This is a genomic window from Aromatoleum toluvorans (assembly GCF_012910905.1).
GTDB classification, from domain to species: domain Bacteria; phylum Pseudomonadota; class Gammaproteobacteria; order Burkholderiales; family Rhodocyclaceae; genus Aromatoleum; species Aromatoleum toluvorans.
Genome location: NZ_WTVN01000012.1, coordinates 12,321 through 23,838, shown reverse-complemented (window position 1 = coordinate 23,838; position 11,518 = coordinate 12,321). Strand labels below are relative to the sequence as shown.

Genomic DNA, 11,518 nt, shown 5'->3' with positions numbered 1-11,518 from the left:
TACCCCGAGACCGTCGCCATGGCTCACCAGAAAATCCTCATCCTCGATTTCGGTTCCCAGGTCACCCAGCTGATCGCGCGTCGCGTGCGCGAGCAGCAGGTGTATTGCGAACTCCATCCCTTCGACGTTTCCGATGATTTCGTGCGCAAGTTCGCACCGGCCGGCGTCATTCTGTCGGGCGGACCGAACTCGGTGTACGAGGCGCTGGACTGGAAAGCCCCGCAGGCCGTCTTCGAGTTGGGTGTTCCGGTGCTCGGCATCTGCTACGGCATGCAGACGATGGCGCAGCAGCTCGGCGGCAAGGTCGAGAGCTCGGGCAAGCGCGAGTTCGGCTACGCGGAAATCCGTGCCCGCGGCCATTCGGAGCTCTTTCGCGGTATCCAGGACCGCACGAACGACGAGGGCCACGGCCTGCTCGACGTGTGGATGAGCCACGGTGACAAGGTCACCGAGATGCCTCCGGGCTTCAAGGTGATCGCGAGCAACGAAGCCTGCCCGATCGCGGCAATCGCCGACGAAGCGCGCAAGTTCTACGCCGTGCAGTTCCATCCGGAAGTCACGCACACGATCAAGGGCAAGGAAATGATTGCCCGCTTCGTGCACGAGATCTGCGGTTGCGGTCACGATTGGAACATGCCGGACTACGTCGCGGAGGCGATCGAGAAGGTGCGTGCGCAGGTGGGCGACGAGGAGGTGATCCTCGGCCTGTCCGGCGGCGTTGATTCGTCGGTCGTGGCGGCGCTGCTGCATCGCGCGATCGGCGACCAGCTCACCTGCGTGTTCGTCGACAATGGCCTGCTGCGCCTGAACGAGGCCGAACAGGTGATGGAGACTTTCTCGCGCAACCTCGGCGTGAAGGTCATTCACGTCGATGCGACCGAGCAGTTCATGGGCCATCTCAAGGGCGTCTCGGATCCGGAGGCGAAACGCAAGATCATCGGCCGCGAGTTCGTCGAGGTGTTCCAGGCGGAAGCGCAGAAGCTGCCGAACGCGAAGTGGCTGGCGCAGGGCACGATCTATCCCGACGTGATCGAGTCCGCCGGTTCGAAGACCGGCAAGGCGCACACGATCAAGAGCCATCACAACGTCGGTGGGCTGCCGGAGACGCTGAACCTGAAGCTGCTGGAGCCGCTGCGCGAACTCTTCAAGGACGAGGTGCGCGAACTCGGCATCGCGCTGGGCCTGCCGCACGACATGGTCTACCGCCATCCCTTCCCCGGCCCGGGTCTCGGCGTCCGCATCCTCGGCGAGGTCAAGAAGGAGTTCGCCGACTTGCTGCGCCGTGCCGATGCGATCTTCATCGACGAGCTGCGTGCGGCGGACTGGTACGAGAAGACCAGCCAGGCGTTCGCCGTGTTCCTGCCGGTGAAGAGTGTCGGGGTGATGGGCGACGGGCGCACCTATGAGTACGTGGTGGCGCTGCGCGCGGTGCAGACCCAGGATTTCATGACCGCGCACTGGGCGGAGCTCCCGCACAGCCTGCTCGGCAAGGTGTCGAACCGCATCATCAACGAGGTGCGGGGGATCAACCGCGTCGTGTACGACATCTCGGGCAAGCCGCCGGCAACGATCGAGTGGGAGTGATCGGGATCTAACCTACGGTGTTCCAAGAAAGCCTAACGCCTGAAAACGTTAGGCTTTTTTGTCTCCGTGGCCTACATGTACCATCATGGCCGCCCGCTGGCCGCTCGCCCTGCCGCTGTACCTAGCCCTCTACCTGTCCAAGCAATTACAACGTGTGAATGGACAGAAAAATGGACAAGCTTTCTGTCCATCATCTGCCGGGGCGAACCCCTCGCCCTTGTCGTTACATTAGCACCGCGTCATTGTTTATGCGACTATCAACCTCGTCATGACGATAGTTTGATGACGTAGTAAGTTTTATTTCGGTAAATTTTTGCTATGGCGACCCAGGGGGCTCTGAGATCCGAGCGAGGTTTTCAAACTCTTGGATTTCGACCTTGGATTGATGAGTCGGTCACGCTGTCGGAGGTCTCGCCTGTGCACGGGAATGTGTTAAATGTCACATCATCTCAGCCCATGTTGTGAATATCGTATGTGACCGGGATAGGCTTTAGCCTCGGTCGGAGAAGACGTCGGGCAGAGGCGACAGATCTTTTCTGATGCTCATAAAAGGGCGATTTATGCGAATCGATCACGTAATAGGCGCCGGCCTAATCATCATGCTCGTGAGTGCATGTGGTCTGTTTGAAGGTGAGGATGAGACTCGGGTCAGATATTTGCTCAAAGACGCGTCGTCCGCGGAATTCAGAAACCAGCGGGTCGGTAGATTTTCAGAGGTGGACAGCGAGAAAGTATATTGTGGCGAGGTAAATTCAAAGAACTCTTTTGGTGCAATGGTTGGGTTCACGCGCTATGTTGTTATTGGAAACGCTGTACTTGTAGGAAATGAGTCAGGTGTATATGCGAGCGGAAATAAGAGCCGTGATAGCGCTGAGAAAATGATTGACCATTTATCTGCGCGCGTAACGATTGAAAAATTTGAAGCAACAGCGCAAGTAAATGCGACAAAGTTGCAGTTAATGGCGCTTAATTTAATTCCACAGAATCAACATATGAACTCTGAGTCGATCCCAACGACTGCATTAGAGGTCGCGTGGGAAGAATTCTGTACCCATTGATGTCCGAACGACGGAGGTCAGATATGAATCGACGCGGGTTCATGATCGGCGCGATTGCCGGCTTGCTCGCTGCCGGATGTGCGGAGACGTCGCAGTTTTATCACGTCGAGGTGCCCGCGGGGGCACCATCTGCGACAGTGCATCTGGTTCGCGCGAATAACTTTACCGGCTCTGCAATCGCGGCGCCGGTATTCATCAATGGCATGCAGATCGGCGACATCGGGCCGGGCGGCCACCTGAAAAGCTACGTTCCCGTGGGTAAGACGTTGGTCGCCTCGACGGGAGCGCCCGCCTCCTTCGTCGTCGAGGCCGATAAGAGCTATTACATCGAGATCGGTTACTCGCTGCAGATGTGGCTGTGGCGTCCCGTATTCACGGCTACGCAGATCGACGCCGCCCAGGCAGCCAACATTGCCGGGCGCAAGTTGTAAGGTAACAATAGGAGCCTACGAGCCAAACACAAGTGGAGCGCCAGATACTGTGCAAGTGTGATGACGACTAAACATGGTGAAAGGAGGAAGGTGGCATGAGCATTTCCAGCGTACTAATCGTCATCTTCGTTTTGATAGTCTGCATCCCTGTTTTCTTCGCCTATTTTGTAAAAGCGAGCACGGACAAACGGCAAGTGGCGACAAAGAGAGCGATTGAACTAATCAATGAGCATCTTTCAACTCTCTCGATGAAACGTCACCAATGTGTATATACCGATGATTATGGAAAAGAGGCGGGACTTGATGACTGGGCAAGAGAGGTAGTCTATTTCACAGACCAGGTGATAAACACGGACCGGGAGATTTCAAGGCTCAGCCCCGTCAATGCGACGACCATTCAATGCCTCGTGGATGAGCGTTTGGAGCTGTATGTTCCCGATGCCGTACCCTTCGATACCGACTTACTTACTGGTCCCGATTACGAGGTTTATTGCGCCGATGTCTTGAGGCGCCACGGCTGGTCAATTGTGCGGAAAGGCGGCACAGGGGATCAGGGCGTCGATCTCGTCGCCATAATTGGCAACTTGCGAGTCGCTATTCAGTGTAAGCGTTATGGGCAACCCGTGGGGAACAAGGCTGTGCAGGAGGTCGCTGCAGGGCGGCAGTTCGAGCAGTGCGATATTGCGCTGGTTGTTTCCAACGCAGACTACACACCATCTGCAAGGCAGCTTGCAAGTGCGCTCGGGGTAATGTTGCTACATCACTCCGAGTTGCCAGGATTGCGCGAGCATGTGCAAAAGAATTTTCCGACTCTGATTAGCGGTGAGGCAAGCGTATAGGCAGCTTAAGAGCCGTTCCGAGTTCTTCCGTGCTAGCCAACCAATCGCGCAGCGCTGCCGCGCCAACTCCATGTAACACCCCGTCACCCATGTTCGCCCACGCCTGCACAGGTACATCCGGGTAACGTTGGGCGAGGTCGCGGCGTCGCTTGGCGCCAGCACTCTCCGCCCGCTGCGCCCTCATGCGCAGCAATTTAGACGTTGATCGCTGCGCCATTGCGCTGGTCCTCGGTGACGCGGTGCAGGGCGAGCAGGACTTGTGTGAGCGTGGTCGAGGCACGGAGCGCGACCCCGGCGAGGGCGCGGCGGTTCTCAATCTTGCGTTCGCGGGCGGCGGCAATGGTGTAGGCGGAAACTGTCGCCTCCAGGAGCGCGACTTGATCCGCGAGCGCGACGCGGATTTCGGCGGGGCTTCCGTTTACAAGCTGGCGGTTGCGTTCGGCCAGGGCGTTGAACGCGTCGCGGGCCGCGATCGAGGGATCTCCGGTCCACAAGACGGACAGGGCGCGGGCCTTGGCTTCCCGATGGTCAAGGGCGAGGGCAGGAACCACGGCTGCGGTTTGGGCCGCGGTGCGGCTTTCCTCGCGGTTAGCATCTACACGGGCGGTGGAGGTGATGTCGCTCATTGGTCGTTCTCCTTGTCCTCTTCGGCGGGCTCGACGGACAGGGCGCTGTCAGCCTCCAGAATCAGGCGTTCGAGCATCGCACGCCGCGTTGTCGCGTGATGCAACGTCAGGCGGTCAAGGGCCGCGCTGGCGGCCGCGCTGATCCAGGTGTTGAGGCGCTTGTCGCCGTTGCCTTCGGCGCGTCGGCGCCGATAAGCCGCTTGTCGTTCTGCCGCTGTCGCCACCGGAAAATCTCGAACGTTACGCAGTAACAGCGATTATAGCAGCGTTACGCCGTAACGGTGTCGCCGGCTGGGCACCCCTTGCCCGAGGGGCTAGGCGTCGCACGCTCGGTGCCCCTGATACCCTGACTCAAGCCTGACACGTTCCCTGACAGGTGTCAGGGTAGGCGACGCCTCTGAAACCCGCGCCGATACTAGCGCTTAGGTATGACAAAAGCAAAAACCTGACACCCTGACTCAGGGTGCGCAAGTGGGGGGGGGAGCGGAGCGTATATGCATAGAGCGATATATATGTTTTCCAGCCAGCCAGCATAGAGTCAGGGTGTCAGGGTGTCAGGTTTTGGCCTGAAATCCGCGCCGTTGCTGGGCTGCGGACCCTGACACCAGAATTTTCGAACCCTGACACCCTGACTTGTTCCACGAAAAAATTGTTCCACGGACGGCCGCGAGGAACAAGAGAGCACCGCTTGCGCGGTCATGGCGTTACTTTCCATGCCGCCCCCTTGTAGGTGCGGCCGGCCCTCAACAGTCGCTTGCCCTTCACGATCTGCCCTTGTCGGGCCGCCATCCAGCTGCCAAGCGCCTTGGCGTCGATCTCGCCGCGCCGCAGCGCCACCTCTTCGAAGGCGATCCGCAGCGCTTCCCGCGGCCCGGACGCCATGCCGCGCACTTCTTGCAGGGCGTCGCGCAGTGTCACGGGTTCGGCGCCATACACGTCAAACCAAGCCTGCAGCAGGCGTCCCAACAACTCGCGCTCGTCGTCGTCCTCGACGTTGCGGCTGACCGCGCGCACGGGGTCGGGCAGGCCGTGGAACACAAGCGCGCCGCGCACGAGCCGGGACCATTCCGCGAAAGAGCCGAAGGGCGAAAGATCGGGAGCCGTCCCGGACTGGACGAACTCCTGCAGGACGCGCAAGGCGATCATGACCCACTTGCCCCTGTCTGCGCGCACGATCGCGAGCGGGTCGAAGTCGAAGCTCCGCTCCCAAGGGCGTTCCACGCGCGGATCAAGCTCGACCGTAACGACGCGCCTTGCCAGGTCGGCAGCAGGGCGCACGTTGTTGCCGTTCGCAATCACGAGGCAGCGGGTCGAGAGCCGCGCAACCTCATTGCCGCCCAGGAGTCGATCGGAGTAGGTCGGCGCGGTCAGGATCGCGGCCAGGGTCGCCGAACTCCAGTTGGTCATGAGGTTGTCGAAGGACATGACGAACTCACCAGCAAGCAGCGCACTTGTCAGCACCTTGTCTTGTTCTTCGCCGCGCCCCGGCCAGCGTTTCATGTCCGCTTCATCGGCCGCGAACGCGGCGATAACCCGTGCCAGGAAGGATTTACCGCTGCCAAGATCGTGCCCCGCGACCAGGAACGCGGGCGCAGTCGGCAGCGAGGGGCGACACGCTGCGGTCAGGATCGCACTGAGCGCCGCCGACTCATCGACCGGAGAGGCGAACGGGAACCCGGCGAGGAGCCCGCGCAGCGCTTGTAGCGCGTCGGCGCCGCTTCCCTCGAAAGGCGGAAAACTGGCAGGGTCGAACACCGCTTCCCATCCCTCGTGGTTCCCCGGTGTCAGCAGGATTTCGCCGGTTGCGGTGAGCGAGGGCTGTGTCATTAGCCCGTCCAGTTCGGGAACACCGGGTTTCGGCCCCGCCATTACCGCCTGCAGTACAGCGGGGTCAGGGGTGCCAAACTCGTCCCCGTAACGCCACCGGGCCGCGTCCGCGAGCATGAAGGCGAGGCGGGCGGGCTGTACGGCGGCGATGGAGGCGCGCTTGCCGCTCCGCACGACCTCGACCAGGGCGCCGGAGCGGACGCGCAGCCCCGGCACCGATGACAGCATCGCTTCGGCACTCCGAACGCTCCCGGCAAAGTCGCCCCGCCTGATCTCAATGACCGGCATGTTCCCGGCGTCAGCAGGCGCCCGCAGATCGGCCGACAGCACCTTCATGGAGACGCCTGCAGCCTTCGACGCCCGCTTGAGCAGGGCTTGCGCTTCCGTCCTCGAGAGGCGCTCGTCGGCGTTGAACCGGCGTGCTACTTCAACCACGGCCCCGGCGTCGCCTTCCGCGTCATCAAGCATGGAAGCGTAGTCGTCGGCGCCAACACCACTTGCGAGATCCGCCCCCTCGTCGGGATCGAACCCGCACGCCCAGCGTGCCACCTCGCGAATCTCCCTGTCATCGCACGGCGGATCGAACTGGCTCTCGGACAAGGCCGTGAGGCTCTCCACGATCGCAGTAAAGCCCCAGCCCCGGCGCCGCAGCGCCCCCGCTTCCGAAACCAGCGTGGCATTCCGCGCACCAGCACACACCTTGCCCTCAGCGCGCCCGACACCTTGCCCCTTGGGCGCTGCAGTTGCCCGTGTACCCTTCCCATTCGCTGTATCACGCCCGCAGGCAAGGCGAACCAGCCAATCGGGGGCGTCCGCGATCTGCGGGGCGTCCTCTGCGGTCGGGTCCCACCCGTCCCACTGATAGACGCCTTCCGCACGAACGGACGGCGCGACAACGATCTGCCCGCTTGATGCGCGAATGTCGATACCGCTGTACCCGAGTTTAGATCCGACAATCGACTTGACCGGAACGTCGTTATCACACCGGAAAAGCATGTGTTTTCCGCCTGTCGGCGTGGTTGCAGTCAAGGTCGCGGGCAGGGCGCCGAACCTCGATTCCAAATCGTGCAGCGTGTCAAATCCGTTGCGCCCGCCCTCGTCGGGCTTCGTGTCGATGTCCAGCACGAACACACCGCGATCAGGCGTCCAGCCGAGGTTATTCGCCGTTTCGCTGAACCAACGCGCCAATGTGTCCTCGTCGCGCGACGCGGCATTGACCCAATCCCCGATGGCCGGCCGCTTGCCCTTGGGAACGACTGGCAACATGCGTCCGGGGAGTTTCGCCGCGTAGGCGAGAGCAAAATCGAGCGTATTACTCATGCTCGCAGCCCCCCGCGCCCATGATGTAAACGCCTTGCGTGTGGATCACCCCTTCCGAGTCGGAAACCTTGCGCCACACGGTTTTGATCGAAAAACCTTGTTTACGCAACTCCATCATACGCGCGGCGGGACTCATGATTGCCAGCAATTCGCGGCATTCGCTGGTCGCTATTTGGCCGTGTTCGCGCAGCCAGGCGAGGAGGCGGGCGCACTGCGCTTGTCTCGAAAGATTCAGCTTACTCATCGCCCACCCCCGTGAAAGAGGTAGCTTGCGAAGCGATCAATCCGAGTGCGGCAATCACCCTGCGCTTGCTAACGTCGTCTATTGCAGGGAGCGAGCATTCCACCCTTGTGCAGAGCGCCACCACGATTTCGGTAACGAAGCGCGCTTCCCCAACAAGGTCCGCAGGGTCGGCGCAGGGATCGCGTTCGACGTCCAGGAGCGTGCGGCCGAGGTTCCAGTATTCCGCCGTGACCGGAAACCCCTGTTGCTCCAGGAACGTAATCAGTGCCCGTTCACCCGGCGTCTGGTCGGCATAGTTGGGGATGATGCCGGCGACTTCTGCGATGTGATCGCCGCGCCAGAGCAAGCGCCCGTTCGGGAGTTTCGTGGGCGCGATGCCGCGCCAATGACCGTTCCGGGCACGCGCTTGGTAAAGAACATGAGGCTCGACGCGCGCCAGTCGCGCCGCCTGTTTCGTGGCGATATGAAACGTGTGTTTCATGCTGCACCCCACGTCCTTGCCATGGGAGGAGAAGCACGGGCCCCCGTCGATGTCGCGCTCAATCGGCAATGACCGCAGTACGCGATCCAGATTCCGAAGCTCGCTCTGTAGGGGGTGAAAACCCGGATGTGCCTGACCGCGCAGCAGCACCTGCCGAAGGTTCGGCTTCGCTCCTTCGAGCAACCAGACAAGCCGCGTGATCTGCGGCATGACCTTGTAGAAATCCGTTTCAGAAACGGAAAAGTGGTCTTGTTTCATGGGGATTGGCCCTCGTGTTTAGGTGAGGCCAATCTAAAATTCCCCTGAAAACGGATCGCGCGACTCCGCGATTTTCCGCGCGACTTTCCGCGCGGAATGGAATCAGACGGTAATTCCTTCCCTTTTGAGGATCTCGCACCCCTCGCCACTCATGACAAGAGGTTCGCCAATCTCATAGCATTCCCTCATGAGTGCGAGAGTGCCGACCTTGTCAGAAACCTTCGTCCGAGGAAACTCAAAACTAGGATAGGCACGCTCGGCAGCGTGCCGCAGGGTTTCAGCGTCCCTAACAGGGGGGAGGCGGAGTATGTCGGAGCCTTTAAGATCCTCAGGTTTCCCAAGGGCTTCGTACATCATAGGGATAGTAAATTTCAGATCCTTACCGTTGAGAAGGTCGCCTAGCGCGGCCTTCCCCTTCCTCGCGGCCCCAGCCAAGATTGCCCCCAATGGGTTTATGCGCCGGAAGTAATCGTCCTCCCAATCCTGTTTGGTGAATTTCGCGCCTCTTGGTTTGGACGTTGCGGTTTCGCGCGCCGACTTGGCGTCGAAGTCGGCGTGGTCTTCCGAGGGCAGGTCCTCCGATTCCAACCACTTATTGAGTTCAGGGCCGATGTCACCAAGGGTCTCGCGATGGGGGTGCAGTGCGGCGGGATCAATGAAATAACGCTTCGCAGGACTCGAAGGGGTTTTGACGGCCCGCCCACCAAAACTCCCCAACACGAGTTCAGGCATCAGATAGTCCTCAGTCTTTGCCGGGGTCAACTGCCCCAAACTGATAAGGGTGTACAGTCGCCGAAGTAAGGGGTCGTCGTTATTTATCTGGCCGTGAACGTCGTCAAGGCTGCACCGCGAAAGCCTTGCGACGTCCTCAAGTGAGAGCGTTTCGCCAAGTTCGTTGCGCTGCGAGCGCGCGAAAATAGAGTCTTTCATTATTGCCCCGTCCCAAGCCCGCCCATCGGAAAAGAGACGGGGCGGGAGCGCGGACGGGGTTGCGCTCCGGTTCGATTGGCCGATCTAGCCCCGGCCCGAGAATAGCTTCCGAATTTTGAAAGAGCAACCAGACGGAATAATCAGCCGCGAGCGCCTACCCATCCGGCGAGCGTCGGAGCCAGCCGCGCGAAAAGCCTGTCATGGTCCCTGTAGTACAGCCAGGAAGGGCCACACAGCGCGCGGGCCGTCTGATGATGCACGCCCAATACCTGCCCCATCTGCCCGAAACTGAGCCCGCACAGGCGCCTTACGCTGCCAATGGGGGCGGATTTCGTGATGTTGGCGAGCAGGAAGCCGACACGGTCCTGCACCCCCGACAGGGCCTCGATATGGTCGTGAGCCAGGGGCGTGACCTCGACCAAGTTAGCGGTGACCCGCTCGTGCACGCACCCGCCCGCATAGGCCCGCGCGAAAGTCTCCTTCCGCATGAAGCTACCGCGACGCTGCAACCCTTCGGCTTCAGGCCATCGAATGAGGCGCTCCACGCCCTCCAGGTCCGTATGGAGGAGGGCGGCGAGGTGGTCGACAAGGGCTTTAAAGGTGTTCATGGTGGTTTCTCCGGTATGTTGTGGGGCACGATTCCGGCCCCGGGTGGCACTATCGACTTCCCATCACGTCCAGCTTGGCGACCAAGTGTGTAGGCCGGACGTGGCTGTACCGCTTGAGGCACTGCATGGTCTTGTGTCCGCTGATCGCCGCAACCTCGATCAGACTGAACCCGCCCTCAACCAGCGCACTGACGCGTTCATGGCGCAGGTCGTGAAGCCGCAGGTCGCACAGATACCCGTCTTGCCCGATTTCCGCGGCCGTGGCGCCAGCTTCGGAGCGTTCCCGCTCGTAGCTGCGGCGGGCCCGCAGGACGGCGCGCTGGAATGCGCCTGATAAGCTGGTGCCGTTCTTGTCGAACACCCTGCCGTCGATCCTGCGCGGCAGCGTGGAAAGAACCTCGACCGCTTTGCGCGTCAGGGGGACCGTGCGGGAGTCGCCGTTCTTGGTGAGGGGAAGCGTTACAAGGCGCTTGCGCAGATCGACATACCGCCACTCGAGCCCGAGAATTTCGGATCGCCGCATGGCCGTTTCCGCGGCCAGCGTGACGATTGCCGGGAAGTCGGGCGATTCGGACGCGGCAATGATGCGTTCCAGTTCGCCCGGTAGCAGGCGCCGTTCGCGCGGGCGCCCGTTGGGCGGCTTCCGTATCGCCCGCACCGGGTTCGCGGTGACGATCTCCCAGTCTCGGGCGGCGACCTCGAACACAGCGGATAGGGTGTCCAGGTAGCGACGCACGGAACCGCTGGAAACCTCCTGCAGCCGCTTGTCGCGTGCCTGCGCGACGTCCGCAGCCTTGATCGTAGCCAGTGAGCAGCGGCCCAGCGCGGAAGCCCGCCACGCCTTGAGGGTGTAGCGCTCCTGTGCCGCGCCCCGCTTGGAAGGGAGGACCTCCCGTTCATAGCGATCAATCGCTTCGGCAAGGGTGACGGCAGGGCGGGGTGGTTCGTACTCCCCGCGCTCCATCGCAACTTGTTGATGACGTGCCCATCGTGTAGCCTCCGCCTTCGATGTGAAAGTGCGGGTAGCGGTTTGACCGGCCACTGTGACCCGCACTTGGAAGCGGTCGCCCCGTTGTCGGATGTTCATTTCAAGCCCCCAAACGGTCAGGGCTTGGACAGGCAGGAGAGGTACAGCAATTGAAGTGTCGTAACCCATTGATGCGCAGCCGATTTTTCCTCATTCGGCAAGGTGTCGAACCGCATCATCAACGAGGTGCGGGGGATCAACCGCGTCGTGTACGACATCTCGGGCAAGCCGCCGGCAACGATCGAGTGGGAGTGATCGGGTCGTAAAGCAGGCCCCCTCCTGTTT

General features: G+C 61.1%; 12 protein-coding genes and 1 pseudogene. 5 read left to right on the top strand and 8 right to left on the bottom strand.

Annotated features, from left to right (window positions below; genetic code table 11):
• The first annotated feature begins 18 nt into the window (after window positions 1–18).
• From guaA to GPA22_RS09655, 4 genes are all read left to right on the top strand, one after another.
• The gene (gene guaA, locus GPA22_RS09670; protein WP_169255863.1) at window positions 19–1,584 is read left to right on the top strand and encodes a glutamine-hydrolyzing GMP synthase; all 1,566 of its coding nucleotides are present in this window, start codon (window positions 19–21) and stop codon (window positions 1,582–1,584) included.
• Window positions 1,585–2,300: 716 nt separating this feature from the next.
• Window positions 2,301–2,642: a hypothetical protein gene (locus GPA22_RS09665; RefSeq protein WP_169255862.1), complete on the top strand. Its 342-nt coding sequence runs from the start codon at window positions 2,301–2,303 to the stop codon at window positions 2,640–2,642.
• A 41-nt stretch (window positions 2,643–2,683) separates the two neighbouring features.
• On the top strand, window positions 2,684–3,073 hold the full coding sequence (locus tag GPA22_RS09660) for a hypothetical protein (protein WP_169255861.1): 390 nt from the start codon (window positions 2,684–2,686) through the stop codon (window positions 3,071–3,073).
• A 95-nt stretch (window positions 3,074–3,168) separates the two neighbouring features.
• The gene (locus GPA22_RS09655; protein WP_169255860.1) at window positions 3,169–3,912 is read left to right on the top strand and encodes a restriction endonuclease; all 744 of its coding nucleotides are present in this window, start codon (window positions 3,169–3,171) and stop codon (window positions 3,910–3,912) included.
• 194 nt (window positions 3,913–4,106) lie between these two features.
• Here the strand turns inward: GPA22_RS09655 and GPA22_RS09650 are convergent, their stop codons facing one another.
• From GPA22_RS09650 to GPA22_RS09615, 8 genes are all read right to left on the bottom strand, one after another.
• Window positions 4,107–4,538, bottom strand: a complete 432-nt coding sequence (locus tag GPA22_RS09650; protein ID WP_169255859.1) for a hypothetical protein — start codon at window positions 4,536–4,538, stop codon at window positions 4,107–4,109.
• A complete protein-coding gene (locus GPA22_RS09645; RefSeq protein ID WP_169255858.1) occupies window positions 4,535–4,762 on the bottom strand; it encodes a hypothetical protein in 228 nt (75 codons plus the stop codon). Before GPA22_RS09645 ends, GPA22_RS09650 begins: the two co-directional genes overlap by 4 nt.
• A gap of 472 nt (window positions 4,763–5,234) precedes the next feature.
• The gene (locus tag GPA22_RS09640) at window positions 5,235–7,685 is read right to left on the bottom strand and encodes a bifunctional DNA primase/polymerase (protein ID WP_169255857.1); all 2,451 of its coding nucleotides are present in this window, start codon (window positions 7,683–7,685) and stop codon (window positions 5,235–5,237) included.
• A complete protein-coding gene (locus tag GPA22_RS09635; protein WP_169255856.1) occupies window positions 7,678–7,929 on the bottom strand; it encodes a helix-turn-helix domain-containing protein in 252 nt (83 codons plus the stop codon). The genes GPA22_RS09640 and GPA22_RS09635 overlap by 8 nt, the downstream gene beginning before the upstream one ends.
• A complete protein-coding gene (locus GPA22_RS09630) occupies window positions 7,922–8,668 on the bottom strand; it encodes a hypothetical protein (protein WP_169255840.1) in 747 nt (248 codons plus the stop codon). Before GPA22_RS09630 ends, GPA22_RS09635 begins: the two co-directional genes overlap by 8 nt.
• 102 nt (window positions 8,669–8,770) lie before the next feature.
• On the bottom strand, window positions 8,771–9,598 hold the full coding sequence (locus tag GPA22_RS09625; protein ID WP_169255855.1) for a hypothetical protein: 828 nt from the start codon (window positions 9,596–9,598) through the stop codon (window positions 8,771–8,773).
• Window positions 9,599–9,738: 140 nt separating this feature from the next.
• The gene (locus GPA22_RS09620; RefSeq protein WP_169255854.1) at window positions 9,739–10,206 is read right to left on the bottom strand and encodes a hypothetical protein; all 468 of its coding nucleotides are present in this window, start codon (window positions 10,204–10,206) and stop codon (window positions 9,739–9,741) included.
• A gap of 49 nt (window positions 10,207–10,255) precedes the next feature.
• Window positions 10,256–11,170, bottom strand: a complete 915-nt coding sequence (locus GPA22_RS09615; RefSeq protein ID WP_211169034.1) for a tyrosine-type recombinase/integrase — start codon at window positions 11,168–11,170, stop codon at window positions 10,256–10,258.
• 210 nt (window positions 11,171–11,380) lie between these two features.
• On the opposite strand from GPA22_RS09615, the pseudogene GPA22_RS22935 reads away from it, so the two are divergent.
• Window positions 11,381–11,488 (top strand): annotated as a pseudogene (locus GPA22_RS22935) (GMP synthase (glutamine-hydrolyzing)); the annotation flags it as partial.
• Between the last annotated feature and the right edge of the window lie 30 nt (window positions 11,489–11,518).

What these genes read in the sequence shown, in the direction of transcription:
- guaA (WP_169255863.1), top strand. Translation starts at nt 19, where the DNA reads ATGGCTCACCAGAAAATCCTCATCCTCGATTTCGGTTCCCAGGTCACC.
- GPA22_RS09660 (WP_169255861.1), top strand. Translation starts at nt 2,684, where the DNA reads ATGATCGGCGCGATTGCCGGCTTGCTCGCTGCCGGATGTGCGGAGACG.
- GPA22_RS09655 (WP_169255860.1), top strand. Translation starts at nt 3,169, where the DNA reads ATGAGCATTTCCAGCGTACTAATCGTCATCTTCGTTTTGATAGTCTGC.
- GPA22_RS09650 (WP_169255859.1), bottom strand. Translation starts at nt 4,538, where the DNA reads ATGAGCGACATCACCTCCACCGCCCGTGTAGATGCTAACCGCGAGGAA.
- GPA22_RS09640 (WP_169255857.1), bottom strand. Translation starts at nt 7,685, where the DNA reads ATGAGTAATACGCTCGATTTTGCTCTCGCCTACGCGGCGAAACTCCCC.
- GPA22_RS09635 (WP_169255856.1), bottom strand. Translation starts at nt 7,929, where the DNA reads ATGAGTAAGCTGAATCTTTCGAGACAAGCGCAGTGCGCCCGCCTCCTC.
- GPA22_RS09630 (WP_169255840.1), bottom strand. Translation starts at nt 8,668, where the DNA reads ATGAAACAAGACCACTTTTCCGTTTCTGAAACGGATTTCTACAAGGTC.
- GPA22_RS09625 (WP_169255855.1), bottom strand. Translation starts at nt 9,598, where the DNA reads ATGAAAGACTCTATTTTCGCGCGCTCGCAGCGCAACGAACTTGGCGAA.
- GPA22_RS09620 (WP_169255854.1), bottom strand. Translation starts at nt 10,206, where the DNA reads ATGAACACCTTTAAAGCCCTTGTCGACCACCTCGCCGCCCTCCTCCAT.
- GPA22_RS09615 (WP_211169034.1), bottom strand. Translation starts at nt 11,170, where the DNA reads ATGGAGCGCGGGGAGTACGAACCACCCCGCCCTGCCGTCACCCTTGCC.